The 19743-nt window shown below is 61.4% G+C and carries 16 protein-coding genes, 1 tRNA gene and 1 pseudogene; 15 read left to right on the top strand and 3 right to left on the bottom strand.

All coding sequences use genetic code 11. The annotated features are described in order from the left end of the window. The first annotated feature begins 91 nt into the window (after nucleotides 1-91). From hflK to WA145_RS07635, 7 genes and pseudogenes are all read left to right on the top strand, one after another. Nucleotides 92-1249, top strand: coding sequence for an FtsH protease activity modulator HflK (hflK, locus tag WA145_RS07605; protein ID WP_422580993.1), 1158 nt, complete (start codon nucleotides 92-94; stop codon nucleotides 1247-1249). Beyond that, on the top strand, nucleotides 1249-2118 hold the full coding sequence (gene hflC, locus WA145_RS07610) for a protease modulator HflC (protein ID WP_422580994.1): 870 nt from the start codon (nucleotides 1249-1251) through the stop codon (nucleotides 2116-2118). Before hflK ends, hflC begins: the two co-directional genes overlap by 1 nt. A gap of 100 nt (nucleotides 2119-2218) precedes the next feature. Beyond that, complete coding sequence (locus WA145_RS07615) at nucleotides 2219-2404, top strand: DUF2065 domain-containing protein (RefSeq protein WP_160016276.1); 186 nt, start codon at nucleotides 2219-2221, stop codon at nucleotides 2402-2404. A 37-nt stretch (nucleotides 2405-2441) separates the two neighbouring features. After that, nucleotides 2442-3629 (top strand): ATP phosphoribosyltransferase regulatory subunit, encoded by a 1188-nt coding sequence (locus WA145_RS07620; RefSeq protein WP_422580995.1) that lies wholly within the window; start codon nucleotides 2442-2444, stop codon nucleotides 3627-3629. A 64-nt stretch (nucleotides 3630-3693) separates the two neighbouring features. Continuing rightward, entirely contained in the window at nucleotides 3694-4989 is a 1296-nt protein-coding gene (locus WA145_RS07625) for an adenylosuccinate synthase (protein WP_422580996.1), read from the top strand. 1016 nt (nucleotides 4990-6005) lie between these two features. Next, nucleotides 6006-6203 (top strand): annotated as a pseudogene (locus tag WA145_RS07630) (HAMP domain-containing protein); the annotation flags it as partial. Further along, on the top strand, nucleotides 6177-7061 hold the full coding sequence (locus tag WA145_RS07635) for a methyl-accepting chemotaxis protein (RefSeq protein WP_422581014.1): 885 nt from the start codon (nucleotides 6177-6179) through the stop codon (nucleotides 7059-7061). The pseudogene WA145_RS07630 and the gene WA145_RS07635, both read left to right, overlap by 27 nt. A 105-nt stretch (nucleotides 7062-7166) precedes the next feature. On the opposite strand, the gene WA145_RS07640 is transcribed toward WA145_RS07635, so the two are convergent. Beyond that, nucleotides 7167-7253, bottom strand: a tRNA-Leu gene (locus WA145_RS07640). A 215-nt stretch (nucleotides 7254-7468) separates the two neighbouring features. Here WA145_RS07640 and rnr point away from each other — a divergent pair. The 8 genes from rnr to alr all read left to right on the top strand — a co-directional run bounded on the left by rnr (nucleotide 7469) and on the right by alr (nucleotide 15719). Then, nucleotides 7469-10006, top strand: coding sequence for a ribonuclease R (gene rnr / locus WA145_RS07645; protein WP_422580997.1), 2538 nt, complete (start codon nucleotides 7469-7471; stop codon nucleotides 10004-10006). After that, complete coding sequence (gene rlmB, locus WA145_RS07650; RefSeq protein ID WP_422580998.1) at nucleotides 10003-10764, top strand: 23S rRNA (guanosine(2251)-2'-O)-methyltransferase RlmB; 762 nt, start codon at nucleotides 10003-10005, stop codon at nucleotides 10762-10764. Before rnr ends, rlmB begins: the two co-directional genes overlap by 4 nt. 181 nt (nucleotides 10765-10945) lie before the next feature. Beyond that, nucleotides 10946-11368: a 30S ribosomal protein S6 gene (rpsF, locus tag WA145_RS07655; RefSeq protein ID WP_422580999.1), complete on the top strand. Its 423-nt coding sequence runs from the start codon at nucleotides 10946-10948 to the stop codon at nucleotides 11366-11368. A gap of 28 nt (nucleotides 11369-11396) precedes the next feature. Beyond that, entirely contained in the window at nucleotides 11397-11627 is a 231-nt protein-coding gene (gene rpsR, locus WA145_RS07660) for a 30S ribosomal protein S18 (protein ID WP_069519637.1), read from the top strand. Between the two features lie 36 nt (nucleotides 11628-11663). After that, a complete protein-coding gene (locus WA145_RS07665) occupies nucleotides 11664-12557 on the top strand; it encodes a hypothetical protein (protein ID WP_422581000.1) in 894 nt (297 codons plus the stop codon). Between the two features lie 21 nt (nucleotides 12558-12578). After that, on the top strand, nucleotides 12579-13025 hold the full coding sequence (rplI, locus tag WA145_RS07670) for a 50S ribosomal protein L9 (RefSeq protein ID WP_275960565.1): 447 nt from the start codon (nucleotides 12579-12581) through the stop codon (nucleotides 13023-13025). Between the two features lie 119 nt (nucleotides 13026-13144). Then, nucleotides 13145-14539 (top strand): replicative DNA helicase, encoded by a 1395-nt coding sequence (dnaB, locus tag WA145_RS07675; protein WP_304869401.1) that lies wholly within the window; start codon nucleotides 13145-13147, stop codon nucleotides 14537-14539. A 100-nt stretch (nucleotides 14540-14639) separates the two neighbouring features. Then, entirely contained in the window at nucleotides 14640-15719 is a 1080-nt protein-coding gene (gene alr, locus WA145_RS07680) for an alanine racemase (protein ID WP_422581001.1), read from the top strand. Nucleotide 15720: 1 nt separating this feature from the next. Here the strand turns inward: alr and WA145_RS07685 are convergent, their stop codons facing one another. Then, nucleotides 15721-17625: a diguanylate cyclase gene (locus WA145_RS07685; RefSeq protein WP_422581002.1), complete on the bottom strand. Its 1905-nt coding sequence runs from the start codon at nucleotides 17623-17625 to the stop codon at nucleotides 15721-15723. Between the two features lie 120 nt (nucleotides 17626-17745). After that, nucleotides 17746-19656, bottom strand: a complete 1911-nt coding sequence (locus WA145_RS07690) for a diguanylate cyclase domain-containing protein (RefSeq protein WP_422581003.1) — start codon at nucleotides 19654-19656, stop codon at nucleotides 17746-17748. Between the last annotated feature and the right edge of the window lie 87 nt (nucleotides 19657-19743).

The following is a 19743-nucleotide window of genomic DNA, read 5'->3' on the forward strand; positions in this document are numbered from 1 at the left end:
GCATCAGCGACTTTGCCGCTGGTTGCATGCATTCTGTAGCATTGGCGGGCGCGCCGTGGGCGCGTCTTGGCTTTATCAGATGGAGAGCGCTATGGCTTGGAATGAGCCGGGTGGCAACTCGAATAATCAGGACCCGTGGGGTGGCCGTAAGAACGGTGATCGCAAGGGGCCGCCGGATATCGATGAGGCCTTCCGCAAGCTACAGGAGAGCCTGAATGGGCTGTTCGGTGGCGGCAAGAAACGAGGCGGCGAGACTGGCTCGGGCAATGGCGGCGGTTTCGGCCTGCTGTTCGTAGGCCTGGGGCTGCTGGCTGCGGTCTGGCTGTACAGCGCGATCTACGTCGTTGATGAGCAGGAGCAGGCCGTGGTGCTGCGCTTCGGCAAATACTACGAAACCGTCGGTCCGGGTCTGAATATCTATTTCCCGCCGATTGATCGCAAGTTCCAGGAAAACGTCACCCGCGAGCGTGCTTACAGCAAGCAGGGGCAGATGTTGACCGAAGACGAGAACATCATCGAAGTGCCGTTGACCGTGCAGTACCGGGTCAGCAACTTGCAGGACTTCGTCCTCAACGTTGATCAGCCGGAAATCAGTCTGCAGCACGCGACCGACAGCGCCGTGCGTCACGTGGTGGGTTCCACCGAGATGGACCAGGTGCTGACCGAAGGCCGTGAGCTGATGGCCAGTGAGGTCAAGGATCGCTTGCAGCGTTTCCTCGACACCTATCGCACCGGTATCACGGTGACTCAGGTCAACCTGCAGAGTGCGGCGGCGCCGCGCGAAGTGCAGGAAGCCTTCGATGACGTGATCCGCGCCCGTGAAGACGAGCAGCGTGAGAAGAATCAGGCGGAAACCTACGCCAATGGCGTGGTGCCGGAAGCCCGTGGTCAGGCGCAGCGCCTGATCGAGGATGCCAGCGGTTACCGTGATGAAGTGGTTTCCCGCGCACAGGGTGAGGCGGATCGCTTTACGGCATTGGTCACCGAGTACCGCAAGGCGCCCGAGGTCACTCGCGAGCGGCTGTATCTGGACACCATGCAAGAGCTGATGAGCAATACCAGCAAGGTGCTGGTGACTGGCGATAAGGGGCAGAACAACCTGCTTTATCTGCCGCTGGACAAGATGATCGATGGTCGCAGCACGTCTGCGCCTAGCTCGATATCCGGTGCTGCGGGCGCTGCAGACACTGGCTCGCGAGTCAGTATTGATCCGCGTCAGGTTGAACTGCGTACAAGGGAGAGCCGTTGATGAGCAATAAATCGCTGATCGCCCTTATTGTTGGCGTGGTGCTGGCGCTGGTCGCCTGGAACAGCTTTTATATCGTGTCGCAGACCGAGCGTGCGGTGCTGTTGCAGTTTGGTCGTATCGTCCAGCCGGACGTGCAGCCGGGCTTGCATATGAAGATTCCGTACGTTAACCAGGTGCGCAAGTTCGATGCGCGCCTGCTGACCCTGGACTCCACCAGTTCGCGCTTCCTCACCCTGGAAAAGAAAGCGCTGATGGTCGATGCCTTCGCCAAGTGGCGCGTGCTGGATGCCGAGCGTTTCTACACTGCGACGTCCGGTATGAAGCAGATTGCCGACGAGCGTCTGGCGCGTCGTCTGGAAGCGTCGCTGCGTGACCAGTTCGGTAAGCGCACCCTGCATGAGGCCGTGTCGGGTGAGCGCGATGCGCTAATGGCGGATGTGACTGCCTCCTTGAATCGGGCTGCGCAGAAAGAGCTGGGTATCGAGGTGGTGGACGTGCGCGTCAAGGCCATCGACCTGCCGAAAGAAGTCAACCGCAGCGTGTTTGATCGCATGAGCTCCGAGCGTGAGCGTGAAGCCCGTGAGCACCGCGCCAAGGGTAAGGAGTTGGCCGAAGGTATTCGCGCCGACGCCGACCGTCAGCGTCGCGTGTTGCTCGCAGATGCCTACCGTCAGGCCGAAGAGCTGCGCGGTGAGGGTGATGCCCAGGCAGCGGCGATCTATTCCAAGGCCTACGGCATGGATCAGGAGTTCTACTCGTTCTACCGCAGCCTGAGGGCTTATCGCGAGAGCTTTGCCGATAAGCGTGACGTGCTGGTGCTGGATCCGAGCAGCGACTTCTTCCGCTATCTGGAGAAGTCCAAGCCTTAAGTCATCGCCCCGGCGGGCAGCCGCCGGGGTGATCCTTGTGGAAAACGTGGTATCATGCGGCAGCCGGGAAAATCCCGGCTTTTTTGCGTCTGTGGGAAGCATGTGGCAGGAATTAGGCATCGCGTTGTGTCTCGTGCTGGTGCTGGAAGGCATCCTGCCCTTCCTGTGTCCGCGCCATTGGCGTGACACGCTTTTACAACTGACGCAGTTGTCTGACAGGCAGCTGCGTCTACTGGGGTTGGCCAGCATGCTGCTGGGCACAACCGTCCTTTATTGGCTTCACTGAAGGCTTGTGCCGCCCGGTTCAAGAGGGGAATGGCGAAATGGCAACGGTAGACCGCTGGCTGCTGCCAGATGGCATCGAAGAAGTACTGCCACCGTACGCAGGGCGTATTGAAGTGGCGCGCCGCCAGGTGCTGGATCTGTTCCAGCGCTGGGGCTATGAATTTGTGGTCACGCCGCATATCGAGTATCTGGAATCGCTGCTGACTGGCGCGGGCCAGGACCTGGACCTGCGTACCTTCAAGGTGACCGACCCGCTGTCTGGCCGGCAGATGGGCTTTCGTGCCGACATCACGCCGCAGGTGGCGCGCATCGATGCACATACCCTGCGCCGCGAGGGGCCGAGCCGCCTGTGCTACGCCGGTAGCGTGGTGCACGCCCAGCCGCGTGCGCTGACAACTTCGCGCAGCCCGATCCAGCTGGGCGCCGAGCTGTATGGTGATGCCAGTCCGGCCAGCGATGTCGAGGTGATCAGCCTGCTGGTCAACACCCTTGAGCTGGCGGCGGTGCCGGATGTGCACATGGACCTTGGCCATGTCGGCATCTATCGCGGTCTGGCTCGCGCCGCCGAGCTTTCTGGCGAGGTCGAGCAGCAGCTGTTCGATGCGCTGCAGCGCAAGGCGCTGGATGAGGTCGTTGAACTGACCGAAACCCTGCCGGAAGACCTGCGCAAGATGCTGCGTGCGCTCAGCGAGCTGTGCGGTGGCCGTGAGGTGTTGGATCTGGCTCAGGCGTGCCTGGTCGATGCGCCGGATGATGTGCATGCGGCGCTGGATGACTTGATGGCGATTGCCGATGCGCTGAGCTTGCGCTACCCGGAATTACCGCTGTACTTCGATCTGGGCGAGCTGCGCGGCTATCACTACCACACCGGTGTGGTGTTCGCCGCCTTTGTCCCGGGTGTGGGTTATGCCATCGCCCAGGGCGGCCGTTATGACGACATCGGCGCCGATTTTGGCCGGGCGCGTCCGGCGACAGGCTTCTCCACCGACCTGAAAACCCTGGTAAGCCTGGGGCAGATGCAGTTGGGTGAAGAGCCCGCCGGTATCTGGGCGCCGGATAATCATGATGTGTTTTTGTGGCAGGCGATTGTGCGCTTGCGCCAGGACGGTCAGCGCGTGGTGCAGGCATTGCCAGGGCAGGTCGCGGCTGACGCCGAGGCTGCCGGCTGTGATCGCCAGTTGCTGTTGCGTGATGGTCGCTGGCAGTTGGCTGCGTTGACAGTCTGAGCGGTCGTGCGAAAAGTTTCCGTCGGCTGCGGCCGGCATCAAGTTTGCGAAGAGGGTTAGTGTTATGGGTAAGAATGTCGTAGTCCTGGGCACCCAGTGGGGCGATGAAGGCAAGGGCAAGATTGTCGACCTGCTGACCGAACAGGCTGCAGCTGTTGTGCGTTACCAGGGGGGGCACAATGCTGGCCACACCTTGGTGATCGACGGCGAAAAAACCGTTCTGCACCTTATTCCCTCCGGCATCCTGCGCGAAAACGTGCAATGTCTGATCGGCAACGGCGTGGTGGTTGCGCCCGATGCGCTGATGCGTGAAATCATCAAGCTGGAAGAGAAGGGTGTGCCGGTGCGCGAGCGTCTGCGTATCAGCCCGTCCTGCCCGCTGATTCTGCCGTACCACGTAGCCCTCGATCAGGCCCGCGAGAAAGCCCGTGGCGATGCCAAGATCGGCACCACTGGCCGTGGCATCGGCCCGGCTTACGAAGACAAGGTGGCGCGTCGCGGCCTGCGTATCGGTGACCTGTTCCACCGTGAGCGTTTCGCCGCCAAGCTGGGCGAGCTGCTGGATTACCACAACTTCGTACTGGTCAATTACTACAAAGAGCCGGCCATCGACTTCCAGAAGACGCTCGACGAGTGCATGGAATACGCCGAGCTGCTCAAGCCGATGATGACCGACGTGACGGCCGTGCTGCACGACATGCGTCGTCAGGGCAAGGACATCATGTTCGAAGGCGCCCAGGGTTCGCTGCTGGACATCGACCACGGCACCTACCCCTACGTCACCAGCTCCAACACCACGGCGGGCGGTATCGCCACCGGTTCCGGTTTTGGTCCGATGTACCTGGATTACATTCTCGGCATCACCAAGGCTTACACCACTCGCGTAGGTTCCGGCCCGTTCCCGACTGAGCTGTTCGACGAAACCGGCGCGTTCCTCGCCAAACGTGGCCATGAGTTCGGCTCCACCACCGGTCGCGCGCGTCGTTGCGGTTGGTTTGATGCGGTGATCCTGCGTCGCGCCATCGAGATCAACAGCATCTCCGGCCTGTGCCTGACCAAGCTCGACGTGCTCGACGGCCTGGAAACCATCCGTATCTGTGTCGGCTACAAAGATCAGAATGGCGATGTGCTGGTTGATGCGCCGACCGATGCTGACAGCTACCTGGGGCTGCAGCCGGTGTACGAAGAGTTGCCAGGCTGGAGCGAGTCGACCCTGGGGGCGAAAACCCTGGAAGAGCTGCCGGCGGCGGCGCGTGCTTACATCAAGCGCGTGGAAGAGTTGGTCGGTGCGCCGATTGATATTGTCTCCACCGGCCCGGACCGCAACGAGACTATTGTGTTGCGCCATCCGTTTGCCTGATAGTCACAGGCAGTGCACAAAGGGTCGCCAATTGGCGGCCCTTTGTCGTTTCTGGCCTGGGTAAAAATATCCGGGCTAGCCTTTATAAATCAGCTTTCCCGCCGTTATAGGCATTACCGTTGTCAGGAGTGTCTGCCGTGTTTGCCATTATTTCTGTGTTGCGCAGTCGCCTGCTATTGCCGGTGTTTCTCGCGCTGGGCGTGGCCCTGCTGGTGCAGGTGGTTGTGGCGGTGGCGTTGACTCGCACCACGGTGGCGACGCTTGAGACGGATCTGGCCAAGGGCATGCAGGCCGATACGGCGCGCCTGGTGGGCGAGCTGACCAAGGCTGGCGATGAAGTGCGTGGTGGCCTGGACAGTCTGTCCGCCAGCACCCAGGCGCAGTTGGCCAAAGGCCTTTCCACTCGGCTGGCCGAGGAGCAGGTGCAGATTCGTGGTGTGCTGGACAGTAACCTCAAGCGTTCGGCGGACGAGTTGGCGCAGCTGCTCTCGGCGGTTGCACCGAAGGCGATCTGGGACGCTGATGTGCCGGCGCTGACCGAGTTGGTGCGCGGCGCCCACCGCAATCCGGCGGTGCTGTTTGCGGTGTACCTCGATGCGCAAGGCGAACGCCTGACGCGTCACCTTAATCGGCAGGATTCCCGCGTGCGTGCGTTGATGGCCAAAGGCGAAGGCGGTGGCGCATTGGATAAGGTGCTGCAGGCTGCCGCCAAGGATCCGGGCGTGTATATCGCCGAGGCGACGATCAGCCCGATGGGTTCGGATATCGGCAAGGTCATCCTGGGGGTTTCCACCGTGTCGGTGGATGAGGAGCTGGCCAAGCTGGATCAGCGCTTCGTCAGCCTGATCGATAGCAGTGGGCAGCTGGTTTCCGACAGCTTGAGTGGTGCGGCCACCAGCAGTGCAGATGCCTTGGCGGCGCGGTTGAGCGTGGCGCGTGAGGCCGCCAGCGGCATGGAGCAGAGCAGTCGCAAGGTGGTGCAGGAGGCTGCAGCCGGTTTGCGCTGGAATATCAGCATGGGCCTGGCGGTGGTGGCGCTGCTGATTCTGCTGGTGTTGGCGCTGGTGCTGGGGCAGCGAGTGGTCAGCAAGCTACATACCTTGATCGCGGTGTTGAATGACTGGGCGGCGGGCGAGGGGGATCTGACGCGTCGGGTCGAGCTCAATAGTCGTGATGAAATCGGTGACATGGCGGCGGCGGTCAATCGTTTTGTCGCCAAGTTGCAGCCGATCGTACGCGAGGCCGGTGAGGTGGCATCGCTCACCGGGCAGGAGATCGGCAATCTGGCCTCGCGCAGTGCGGCGGCGGAGTCGGCGGCTGAGCGTCAACGTGATGAAGTGGCGGGCAGTCTGCAGGCGCTGGCGGAAATGGCGGGTGAGGCACAGGCGGAAAGTCAGGCCATGCGCGAGGCGTTGCAGCGCGTCGGGGCGATTCGCCAGGCGGCGGATGACAATGCCGCTATTGCGCTGCGCGTGGGTGGCTCGATTGAGGAGTTGGTGCGGCGTGTGGAAACCGGCTCGGCAGTCATCGAGCGGTTGGCCAAGCAGAGCGAGCAGATCGAAGTGGTGCTGACGGTGATTCGTTCAATCGCCGAACAGACCAACCTCTTGGCCCTGAATGCCGCAATTGAAGCGGCGCGTGCGGGTGAAAGCGGTCGTGGTTTTGCCGTGGTGGCCGATGAGGTTCGCGCGCTGGCGAGCAAGACGCAGCAGTCCACCGGCGATATCCAAACCCATATCGGCGCGCTGCAGCAGGGCGCGCGCGAGGCGGTTGAAGCGATTGGCCAGGCTGGCAAGCAGGCGGCTCAAGGCCTGGCGGCATTGCGCGAAAGTGCGCGGGTGCAGCAATCGGTGCGTGAGGCAGTGGAGGAAGTGCATGGCGCAATCAACATCGCGACTGAGGCGGCGGCGCATCAGGCAGAAGGGGCTGATGCTGTGCGTGGGCGTGTTGAGGTGATTCATGTCGAGGCGCAGCGGGCAGCCGAGGCTGTGGCAGCTACGGCTAATAGCGGTCGGATCTTGGATGGCTTGGCGAAGAAGCTCAAGGCCAGTCTGGGGCAGTTTCGCGTCTAAGCTGATTCAGGGCGGGCGCGTCTAGGCGCCCGTCGAACTGACTGCAACTTGCTGGGGTAAAGCGCAGGCAATAAAAAACCGAGCCAGTGGCTCGGTTTTTTGAATTGGTGCCCAGGAGAAGACTCGAACTTCCACGACCGTAAGGTCACCAGCACCTGAAGCTGGCGTGTCTACCAATTTCACCACCTGGGCATTGATTGCAAAACTTGCTTATTTGCTATCAACTACAACGCGGTTAACTTCGTTTCCCGTCGTTGTGGCGCGCATAATACGGATCGGGTTTTTACTTGTAAACCCCTGTTGTTAAAAAATTTTATTCTGTGTGCCGGGCTGACCTGGACAGTGGTTTCGCGCTTCAATAGGCACATGGCAAACCGAATTTGTGTAGATAAGGTGAATTACCTCTAATGGCCGATTGGCAATCCCTCGATCCCGAGGCCGCTCGTGAAGCGGAAAAATACGAAAACCCCATTCCAAGTCGTGAGCTGATCCTGCAGCACTTGTCTGACCGTGGCTCTCCGGCGAGCCGTGAAGAGCTGGCCGATGAGTTTGGCATGGCCACGGAAGAGCAGCTCGAAGCGCTGCGTCGCCGTCTACGCGCCATGGAGCGCGATGGTCAGCTGATCTATACCCGTCGTGGCACCTATGCCCCGGTCGACAAACTCGACCTGATTCTCGGTCGTGTCAGCGGGCACCGCGATGGCTTTGGCTTTCTGGTGCCGGATGACGGCAGTGATGATCTGTTCCTGAGTCCTGCGCAAATGCGCCTGGTGTTCGATGGCGACCGTGCGTTGGCGCGGGTTTCCGGCCTCGACCGGCGTGGCCGTCGTGAAGGTGCCGTGGTGGAAGTGATTCACCGCGCCCACGAAAGCATCGTTGGCCGTTATTACGAAGAAAGCGGTGTCGGCTTTGTGGTTGCCGACAACCCGAAGATCCAGCAGGAAGTATTGGTGACGCCAGGGCGTAACGCTGGCGCCAAGCAGGGTCAGTTCGTTGAAGTGAAAATCACCCACTGGCCGACCACCCGCTTCCAGCCCCAGGGCGATGTGGTCGAAGTCGTCGGTAACTATATGGCGCCGGGTATGGAAATCGATGTTGCCCTGCGCAGCTACGATATTCCCCACGTCTGGCCGGGCGCGGTGGTTAAGGAAGCGCACAAGCTCAAGCCGGAAGTCGAGGAGAAGGACAAGGAGAAGCGCATCGACCTGCGCCACCTGCCGTTCGTTACCATCGATGGCGAAGACGCCCGCGACTTCGATGACGCCGTGTACTGCGAGAAAAACGGCAGCAACTGGCGGCTGTTCTCCGGCGGGTGGAAGCTCTACGTCGCCATCGCCGACGTATCCCATTACGTGAAGATCGATTCGGCGCTGGACGCCGAGGCTCAGGTGCGTGGCAACTCGGTGTACTTCCCGGAGCGGGTTATCCCGATGCTGCCGGAAGAGTTGTCCAACGGCCTGTGCTCGCTGAACCCGCACGTCGATCGTCTGGCCATGGTCTGCGAGATCAGTATCTCGAAAACCGGCAAGATGACCGATTACCAGTTCTACGAGGCGGTGATCCATTCCCATGCACGCCTGACCTACAACAAGGTCAGTGCCATGCTCGAGCAGCCGAAAGGCAGCGAAGGTAAGGCCCTGCGCGGCGAGTACAAAGAAGTGCTGCCGCACCTCAAGCAGCTGTATTCGCTGTATCAGGTGCTGTTGGCGGCGCGCCATGAGCGCGGCGCCATCGACTTCGAAACCCAGGAAACCCGGATCATCTTCGGGGCTGGACGCAAGATTGCCGAGATTCGCCCAACCCAGCGCAACGATGCGCACAAGTTGATCGAAGAGTGCATGCTGGCCGCCAACGTGGCTACCGCAGCCTTTATGCAGAAGCATGAAATTCCGGCGCTGTATCGCGTGCATGATTGCCCGCCGCCGGAGCGTGTGGAAAAACTCAAGGCGTTCCTCACCGAGCTGGGCTTGTCGTTGCACCGTGGTAAGTCCAAGGACGGTCCGTCGCCCAAGGACTACCAACTGCTGCTGGAAAGCATCCGCGAGCGCCCGGACTACCACCTGATCCAGACCGTGATGCTGCGCTCGCTCAGTCAGGCGGTGTACAGCGCCGACAATCAGGGGCACTTCGGTCTGAATTACGAGGCGTACGCGCACTTCACTTCGCCGATTCGTCGCTATCCGGATCTGTTGATCCATCGGGCGATTCGCAGCGTGGTTCGCTCCAAACTCGACACTCCGCATGTCAAGCGTGCCGGTGCGACGATCATGCCGCGGGCGCGGATCTACCCGTACGACGATGCGATTCTCGAGCAGCTCGGCGAGCAGTGCTCGATGTCCGAGCGTCGCGCCGACGAGGCGACCCGCGATGTGGTGAACTGGCTCAAATGCGAGTTTATGAAGGATCGCGTCGGCGAAACCTTCCCGGGGGTGATCACCGCGGTGACCGGCTTTGGTCTGTTCGTCGAGCTGAAGGACATCTACGTCGAAGGTCTGGTACATGTCACCGCCTTGCCGGGTGATTACTACCACTTCGACCCCGTGCATCACCGTCTGGCGGGCGAGCGCAGTGGGCGCAGCTTCCGTCTGGGCGATAGCGTTGAGGTCAAGGTCATGCGCGTCGATCTGGACGAGCGCAAGATCGATTTCGAGTTGGCTGAAGGCAAAACGGCTATGCCGGCCGGTCAGCGCCGTGGTGGTTTTGAATCGGCGGCGGGTAAAACCGGGCGTCGCGGCGAGCGTGCCGCGCCAGGTAATACCGATGTAGAGAAGAGCCGTGCGCTGAAAAAGTCGCTGCTCAGTGATTCGAAGAGCAAAGCCGGCAAAGGTTCGGCCAAGACTGAGTCGGCCAAGCCCGCCGGCAAGTCGGGTGCGCATCGCAAGGGGGCACCTGCGGGTGGTGCGCCGGCCTCCGGTGGGCCGCGCAAGCGTAAGGCGAAGTCATGAGTCAGCTAGAAAAAATCTACGGTGTGCATGCCGTAGAGGCGCTGTTGCGTCATCACCCCAAGCGGGTCAAGCAGATCTGGCTGGCCGAGGGGCGTAATGACCCGCGGGTGCAAGTGCTGCTGGCGCTGGCGGCGGATGCGCGGGTGGCGGTTGGCCAGTGTGAGCGCCGTGAGATGGATGCCTGGGTCGAGGGCGGTGTGCATCAGGGCGTGGTGGCGGATGTCAGCCCCAGCCAGGTTTGGGGTGAGGCGATGCTCGACGAGCTGCTTGACCGTACCGAGGGTGCGCCCTTGTTGCTGGTGCTCGACGGTGTGACCGATCCGCATAACCTCGGCGCCTGTCTGCGTACCGCCGATGCGGCCGGGGCGCTGGCGGTGATCGTGCCGAAGGACAAATCCGCTACGCTTAACGCCACTGTGCGCAAAGTCGCCTGCGGTGCGGCGGAAGTGATTCCGCTGGTGGCGGTGACCAATCTGGCGCGCAGCCTGGAGAAGCTCCAGCAGCGCGGCTTGTGGGTTGTCGGTACCGCCGGTGAAGCTGAGATGGAGCTCTACGAGCATGACCTGACCGGGCCGACCGTGTTGATCATGGGTGCCGAAGGCAAAGGCATGCGCCGCCTGACTCGCGAGCATTGCGATTACCTGGTCAAGCTGCCGATGGCGGGCAGCGTCAGCAGCCTCAATGTGTCGGTTGCGACCGGTGTATGCCTGTTTGAGGCGTTGCGTCAGCGCAAGGCTGGCGGCAAGACTAAGGCTTAGTCTGGGTTGTTCAAATAATCACCAGTTCACCTTGCGTGTAGCGGGGGGCTTCACTAGAATGTCGCCCCTTGCCGCGACGGCAGGCGCTTCTGCGCCTTTCTGTTTCAGCAAGACAAACAAGTGAAATTCACTCCTTGCCTGACCGCATTTGGCGGCAGGCTACAACCCGTAAGGAGCATTTATGCGTCATTACGAAATCATCTTTCTGGTTCACCCGGACCAGAGCGAGCAAGTCGGCGGCATGGTTGAGCGTTACACCAAGCTGATCGAAGAAGACGGCGGCAAGATTCACCGCCTGGAAGATTGGGGCCGTCGTCAGCTGGCTTATGCCATCAACAACGTCCACAAAGCTCACTACGTGATGCTCAACGTTGAGTGCACCGGTAAGGCCCTGGCTGAGCTGGAAGACAACTTCCGTTACAACGATGCCGTGATCCGTAACCTGGTCATCCGTCGCGACGAGGCCGTTACTGACCAGTCCGAGATGCTCAAGGCCGAAGAAAACCGCAGTGAGCGCCGTGAGCGTCGTGACCGTCCTGACAACGCCGATTCTGTTGATGGCGATGACAGCGACAGCAACGACAGCGACAACGCTGACGAGTAATCCACGGATCTATTGAGGAGCCACTCTCATGGCACGTTTCTTCCGTCGTCGTAAATTCTGCCGTTTCACCGCAGAAGAAGTGAAAGAGATCGATTTCAAAGATCTCAACACGCTGAAAGCTTACATCTCGGAAACCGGCAAGATCGTTCCTAGCCGTATCACCGGTACTAAGGCTCGTTATCAGCGTCAGCTGGCTACCGCTATCAAGCGCGCCCGCTTCCTGGCCCTGCTGCCTTACACCGACAGCCACGGCCGCTGATACCGGATGTTCGACAAGTAGTAAGGGATAGATCGCATGCGCGCCTTAGCTGAATTCATTATGCGCGGCCGTATGCAGGCCACTCTCGTAGTGGTGATTTCTGCGGCATTGCCGCTGTTGTTCTGGTTAAGTGCTGCCGCTGGAAGCCTGGTGCTTCTGCGGCGCGGTTGGCGTGATGCCATTGGCATCCTCACCTGGGCCCTGCTGCCGGCTATTGGCTGGTGGTATTTCGGTGAGCCGCGCACCCTGTTGGTGTTGCTCGGTGCGCTGGGGTTGGCGTTGTTGTTACGCGCCAACCCGTCCTGGAATCGTGTGCTGCTGTGCAGCGTGGCATTGGGCCTGGTGTATGGGCTGGTCTTGGGTGCGGTGTTCCGCGAACCCATCGAGGCAATGGCGCTTGAGCTGCAAAAGCTGATGCCGCAAATGCTCGATGGGGTTCACCAACAGATGTCGGTGGATGAGCGAGCGCGTCTGGATAGCCTGATTGCACCGGTACTGACCGGATTGATCGCGGCGTTGTTACAGATAGTCAGCCTGTTGAGCCTGATGCTTGGGCGCTTCTGGCAGGCGCAGTTGTATAACCCGGGTGGTTTTGGTCGCGAGTTTCGCGCGCTACGCCTCCCGACTCCGCTGGCGATGTTGCTGCTGGTTGGCATGCTGTTGGGGCCCAATCTGGGTCCGCAAATGGCCATGTTGACGCCGTTGTGCAGTGTGCCGTTGGCGTTTGCGGGCATCGCCCTGTTGCATGGGCTGGTGGCGCAAGGTCGGCTAGGTAAGTTCTGGCTGGTCGGGTTGTACATCACGTTGTTGCTGTTTATGCAGCTGACTTATCCGTTACTGGTGGTTTTGGCCATTGTCGACAGTCTGCTTGATTTTCGTGGTCGCTTTGAGCGCAAACAAGGCTCGGGCCCCGCGAACGGTGAAGGTTAAAAGTTAAGAGGTTATTACCAAATGGAACTGATCCTGCTGGAAAAAATCGCCAACCTGGGCAACCTGGGCGATAAAGTGAATGTTAAGGCCGGTTACGGTCGTAACTTCCTGCTGCCGCAAGGCAAAGCTACCGCTGCTACCGCCGCAAACGTTGCTGCGTTCGAAGCGCGTCGCGCCGAGCTGGAAAAACTGGCTGCCGAGAAGAAAGCGTACGCTGAATCCCGCGCTGCTCAGTTGGCTGAACTGGAAGTCACCATCACCGCTACCGCGGGCGATGAAGGCAAACTGTTCGGCTCCATCGGTACTCACGACATCGCTGAAGCCCTGACCGCCTCTGGCGTTGAAGTGGCTAAAGCTGAAGTGCGTCTGCCGAACGGCACCATTCGTCAACTCGGCGAATACGACGTAGCCGTGCACCTGCACAGCGACGTTGAAGCAACCGTTAAGGTTGTCGTAGTAGCAGCCTAATAGGCTCGCGACTAAGTGGGCTTGCACTCAGGTGCCTGGCCGCTAACAATCTGGCACGACACTGCGCAAGCGGTGTCGTGCCTTTTGTTTTGTGAACACCGAATTTTGCCCAGAGTCTTATGAACGACATCAGCCTGCCCGAACAGTACGACCTGCAAACCTCTGCCCTGAAGGTGCCGCCGCACTCGATCGAGGCGGAGCAAGCCGTGCTGGGCGGCCTGATGCTCGACAACAATGCTTGGGAGCGGGTGCTCGATGCGGTGTCCGATGGCGACTTCTATCGACACGACCACCGCCTGATCTTCCGTGCAATCTTCAAGCTGGCCGAGCGTAACCACCCCTTCGACGTGGTCACCGTGTCCGAGCAGCTGGACCAGGAAGGGCAGCTGTCGCAAGTCGGCGGTCTGGCCTATCTCGGCGAGCTGGCGAAGAACACGCCGTCGGTGGCCAACATCAAGGCCTATGCACAGATCATTCGTGAGCGTGCCACGCTGCGCCAGTTGATCGGCATCAGTGGGGAAATCGCCGACAGCGCCTATATGCCGCAGGGCCGTACCGGTGCCGAGATTCTCGATGAGGCCGAGCGGCTGATCTTCCAGATTGCCGAGGCGCGGCCGAAGACCGGTGGTCCGGTGGGGATCAACGATATCCTGGTCAAGGCCATCGACCGTATCGACACCCTGTTCAATGCCGGTGACGCGATCACCGGTCTGTCCACCGGCTTTACCGACCTGGACGACCTGACCAGCGGCCTGCAGCCGGCCGACCTGATCATCGTCGCCGGCCGGCCGTCGATGGGTAAGACCACCTTCGCCATGAACCTGGTGGAAAACGCGCTGATGCGCAGCGACAAGGTGGTGATGGTCTACTCCCTGGAGATGCCTTCCGACTCCATCGTGATGCGTATGCTGGCCTCGCTGGGGCGTATCGACCAGACCAAGGTGCGGGCCGGCCGCCTGGATGACGACGATTGGCCGCGCCTGACCAGCGCGGTCAACCTGCTGAATGACCGCAAGCTGTTTATCGACGACACCGCCGGTATCTCGCCCTCGGAAATGCGCGCGCGTACCCGTCGCCTGGCCCGTGAACACGGCGAGATTGGCCTGATCATGGTCGACTACCTGCAGCTGATGCAGATTCCCGGCTCCAGCGGCGACAGCCGAGTGAACGAGATTTCCGAAATTTCCCGCTCGCTCAAAGCCCTGGCCAAGGAATTCAACTGCCCGGTGATCGCCCTGTCGCAGCTTAACCGTGGCCTGGAACAGCGCCCTAACAAGCGCCCGATCAACTCCGACCTGCGTGAGTCCGGGGCCATCGAGCAGGACGCCGACATCATCATGTTCGTTTACCGCGACGAGGTGTATCACCCCGAGACCGAGTACAAGGGCGTGGCCGAGATCATTATCGGCAAGCAGCGTAATGGCCCATTGGGTACGGCGCGGCTGGCGTTTCTCGGCAAGTTCTCGCGCTTCGAGAATCTGGCGCCGGGTAGCTATCAGTTCGACGACGAATAACGATCTCGCGTGCAACGCACCTGGTTGCAGCGTTAGATCAATAAAAACGGGCGGCCAGTGGGTAAACTGGCCGCCCGTTTTGTTTTAGGACATACCGCCCATGCGCCCGCTTGTTGCCACTATCGATCTGTCCGCCATTGCCCATAACTACGCGGTGGCCAAACGCTGCGCGCCGGGGCGTCAGGCATTTGCGGTGGTCAAGGCGAATGCCTACGGGCATGGCGTGCGTGAGGTGGTGACGGCGCTGCACGATGTCGCCGACGGCTTTGCCGTGGCCAGCCTGGAGGAAGCCGCCGAGGTGCGTGCGCTGCACGGAACGGCGCGGATTTTGTTGCTTGAAGGCTGCTTCGAGGCGGACGAGTACCACTTCGCCGTGCAACTGGGCCTGGATGTGGTGCTGCACAGCGAGCAACAGGCGCAGCAGTTGCTCGCCGCCAACCTCGCGCGGCCGCTGAATCTGTGGCTGAAGCTGGACAGCGGCATGCACCGCCTCGGTTTCAGCGCTGTGGCGCTGCGTGAGTGGCACGGCCGTTTGCAGGGCGCGGCGCAGGTGGCCGAGCTGAACCTGATCAGTCACTTCGCCTGCGCCGATGAGCGCGGCAGCGAAATGACCGAGCTGCAGCTGGAGCAGTTTCTCGATCTGCTGGATATGGATTTTGCCCAGCGCTCATTGGCCAACTCGGCGGCGATTCTGACTATCCCAGCCGCGCATATGGATTGGCTGCGTCCGGGCATCATGCTCTACGGCGCGACGCCCTTTGCCGATCTGGGCGTTGCTGAATTAGGCCTGCGCCCGGCCATGGGGCTGACCGCGCAGCTGATTGCCTGCCGCGATGTAGCAGTGGGTGAAACGGTTGGCTATGGCGGCAGCTGGCGCGCCGAGCGGCCGTCGCGGATCGGTACGGTGAGTTGTGGTTATGCCGATGGCTACCCACGGCATGCGCCGGCAGGCACGCCGGTTGTCGTGCGTGGCCAGCGGGTGGCGCTGGTCGGGCGGGTGTCGATGGATATGCTGACGGTCGACCTCACCGATCTTCCCGCTGCGGCAGTGGGCGATACAGTCGAGCTGTGGGGCGCGCAGTTGCCCGTGGATGAGGTGGCGCAGGCCGCCGGCAGCATCGGCTATGAACTGCTCAGCAAGGTCACTGCGCGGGTGCCACGGCGCTATCGCAGCAGCTGAGTCAGAGCAGGCCGCTGGGCACGCTGAGCACATCCAGGTGCAGGCGCGCACTGCTGCTTAGCTCGCCATCTTCACCGCACACCGCCAGGCCGGAGCGGCCGCGGGTCTTGACCCGGTAGAGCATCTCGTCGGCAGCCTTATAGAGCGTGGTAAAGGTGCCGGCGTGTTGCGGGTACAGCGCCACGCCGATGCTGATGGTCACGGTCAGCCGTTCGGCGCCGTACATCACCGGCTTGGCCAACTCGGCGAGCAGGCGGGTAGCGATTTCCCGGGCGTGTTCTTCGGCATCGGCGCCACACACCAGTACGGCAAACTCATCGCCACCCAGACGCGCCACCGCATCGCCTGCGCGCACATGCTCGCGCAGGCGCAGGGCGATGGCTTGCAGCATCAGGTCACCGGCATCGTGGCCGTGTTTGTCGTTGATCGGCTTGAAGTGGTCGAGGTCAATCAGCAGCAGGGCAATCGCTTCGCTGTGCCGCCTGGCATTGGCCAGGGCGGTTTCGCAGCGCTCGACCAGGTAGCGGCGGTTTGGCAGCTCGGTCAGTGGGTCGTGGAAAGCTGCGTGCTGCAGCGCCTGTTCACGCTGGCGCAGGCGTTCATTGGTGGCGGCCAGTTCTGCGGTGCGCAGGTCAACCGAGTGTTGCAGTTCGGCGGCATTGGCCTGGGCCTGGGTCAAGCGTGCGGTTTTTTCGCGGTCGGCCTGGAGGATCGCGTCGGCTTTTTCCTGCTTGAGAATCTGGATGCGGTAGGCCAAGGCGAAGGAGAACAGGATGGCTTCGGCCGCCACCGCCAGCGGGAACAGGTACGCGGTGGACTCGCCCGGTTGCACCACGCCGGCGGCACGCAGCACCAGAATCACAAAACTCAGCAGCACGCTGCCATAGCCCAGCAGGTAGAACAGCGCCGGAGTAAAACCCTGTTTCCAGCGGATGATTGCGCTGAGCAGCAGGGTGGGCACGGTAACAATCGGGATCAGCCCGATCAGCAGGCCGGTTTCACTGCGATAGCCGGCCAGGTTGACCGCCAGGGCCAGCAGGTAGACCGCGATGCAGCCATTGAGGATGTGGTGGGCAATGCGCAGGGTGGTGCGGGTGGACAGCAGCGCCTGGGCAAAGCGCAGGATGCCCAGGCTGACCAGAATCGGCAGGGTGATGCGATCCAGCCAGGCGGGCACCGGGCCAGCGGGCCAGAGATACTGGAAGCCATGCCCGCTCATGCTGGCGATAAATACCAGGGAAGCCGCCATGGTCAGCACATACCAGAGGTAGGCCGGGTCGCGCAGGGCCAGCAGGATAAACAGGTTGTACAGCAGCAGGGCGAGGATCACCCCGTAGATCAAGCCGAGCACCAGATGCTCACGCTTGGCCAGTTGTTCGAGGTCGTGCAGCTGCCAGATGCGCAACGGGAAGGAGTTGCCGGCTGGGTCATAGGTGCGCAGGTAAATGGTTTGCGGCTGCTCGCCCAGTGGCGGCAGGCTGAAGACCGCGCGGCGATAATCGTGGTCGCGGCCTTTGGCAAAGCCCACGCGCTCACCGGCTTGGCGCAGTTGCCATTGGCCCGAGGCGCTGGGCAGAAAGATTTGCAGGTCGAGCAGGGTCACTGCACCAACTTCCAGCCACCACTGCGCGGGTGCGTCACTGGCGCGTTGCAGGCTGAGTTTGATCCACCAGGGGTTGCGGCTCTGGCCGACGCTGGTGCGCCCGGCGGCCGCCTGAAAGCGGCTTTGCACGGCAGGGTCGGGCATGTCGGCAATGCTCAGCTGGCCACCGACATCTTCCAGCAGTTCGATCTGGCCATTGAGCACGCTGCCGCTGCTTGGCGCGCTCAGCAGTACCGGGCTGGCAACAGCCAGGGGGCTAAACAGACTCAGCAATAGGAGGACGGTTAAGGTGAGGCGCTGCACTGCGGACTTCCCGATGTCGAGTGGCGTTAGGCCGCGAGTATAGGCGCGGCTGGGTAATGCTTTACAGGCGTTGCCTGCCAGGCTCTGGCCTGACGAAAAATTCGGCGCGCCTTTAAGCCATCAGCTCAAGCCGCTGGGCACATTCAGTACATCCAGTTGCAGGCGGGTGCTGCTGCTCAGCTCACCGTTTTCACCGCAAACGGCCGAGCCCGAACGGCCGCGGCTTTTGACCTTGTAGAGCATTTCATCCGCCGCCTTGTACAGCGTAGTGAAGTTGCTGGCATGCTGTGGGTACAGTGCCACGCCGATGCTGATGGTCACGATCAGGCGCTCAGCGCCGTAGGCCACTGGTTTGGCCAGCTCATCGAGCAGGCGGCGGGCGATATCGCGGGCATGCTGTTCGGCATCTTCACCGCAGATCAGCACGGCAAACTCATCACCACCCAGACGCGCCACCGCATCCCCCGAGCGCACATGCTCGCGCAGGCGCTGGGCGATGCTTTGCAGCATCAGGTCGCCGGCGTCGTGGCCGTATTTGTCGTTGATTGGCTTGAAATGGTCGAGGTCGATCAGCAGCAGGGCGGTGGCTTCACTGTGCCGGCGGGCATTGGCCAGCGCCGCTTCACAGCGTTCGACCAGAAAGCGCCGGTTGGGCAGCTCGGTCAGCGAGTCATGGAAGGCGGCGTGCTGCAAGGCCTGTTCACGCTGGCGCAGGCGCTCATTGGTGGCGGCCAGCTCGGCGGTGCGCAGCTCAACCGAGTGCTGCAACTCGGCAGCATTGGCTTGTACCTGGGCCAGGCGCGCAGTTTTTTCGCGGTCGGCCTGGCGCAGGGCCTCGGCTTTTTCTTGCTTGAGCGTTTGGATGCGATACGCCAGGGCGAAGGAGAACAGGATGGTTTCGGCGGCGACTGAAATCGGAAACAGGTAGGCGGTGAAGTTGCTGGGTTCAATCAGGCCTGCCGCCCGCATGACCAGCACCACGGTACTGACGAGTACGGCGCCATAGCCGAGTAGATAAAAGCGTGAGGGGACAAAGCCCTGATAACAGCGTAGGCCGGCGCTGAACAGGGCGGTGGGTACGGTGACGGCGGGTGTCAGCGCGATCATCAAGGCCCCTTCTGCCCGATAGCCGAAGGCGTTAATCACGATCGCAATGACGTAGAGTGCGCAGCCAGCATTCAGTAGGCGATGCGGCCAGATCAGGCCCCGTTGGGTATAGAGCAGTTCCTGGGTGAAACGCATGACAAATATGCCCCACAGGGCAGGCAGGGTGATGCGGTCCAGCCAGAAGGGCACGGGGTTGTTCGGCCAGAGATATTGAGCACCATGGCCGCTCATGCTGAGGATAAACACCAGCACGCAGGCGGTCGCCATCACATACCAGAAATAGGCGCGGTCACGCAGGGCAAACAGAATAAACAGGTTGTATAAAAGTAGGGCGAGGATTACCCCGTAGATCAGGCCAAAGCCAATGTTCTCGTTGCCTGCCAGCTCGGCTAAGTCAGGCAGTTGCCAGATTTTCAGCGGGAAGGAGTTGCCTGCGGGGTCCAGGCTACGGAAGTAGAGGGTCAGCGGCTGCTCGCCGATTTCCGGCAACTTGAACACCATGCGCCGGTAGGCATAGTCGCGGCCATCTAGATAAGGCACCGCTTCGCCGGTTTCGCGAACCGTCCAGCCGCCTTGGCCATCTGGCAGATAAAGCTGCAGGTTGAAAATGGTGATGCCGGCATTTTCCAGCCACCACTGGGACGGGGCATCTGCGCTGCGTTGCAGGGTGACCTTGACCCACCAGGGGTTGCGGCTTTGGCCTACGGTGGCTCGCCCTGCTGCAGGTTGAAAGCGGCGTTGCACGGCCGGGTCGGCCATATCGGCAATAGTCAGTTGCCCGCCGATATCTTCGAGCAGCTCGATCTGCTCATTCAGTGAGGCGCCGCTGCTGGCGGCCGTCAGCTCGATAGCGGCCTGCGCCAGGCCACTCGCAAGTGCCAGGCTCAGCGTGAGAAGGATCGAGAAGGCTAAGCGTTGCACCACGGTTACCCCTTGCCTCGGCTGTCAGCGACCGATGTTATGGGCTGGAGTATAGCCGTAAGCCACTACCGCACAGCTACAATCTCAACG

Origin of the sequence: Pseudomonas sp., assembly GCF_049301935.1 — a bacterium.
Classification (GTDB): Bacteria; Pseudomonadota; Gammaproteobacteria; order Pseudomonadales; family Pseudomonadaceae; genus Aquipseudomonas.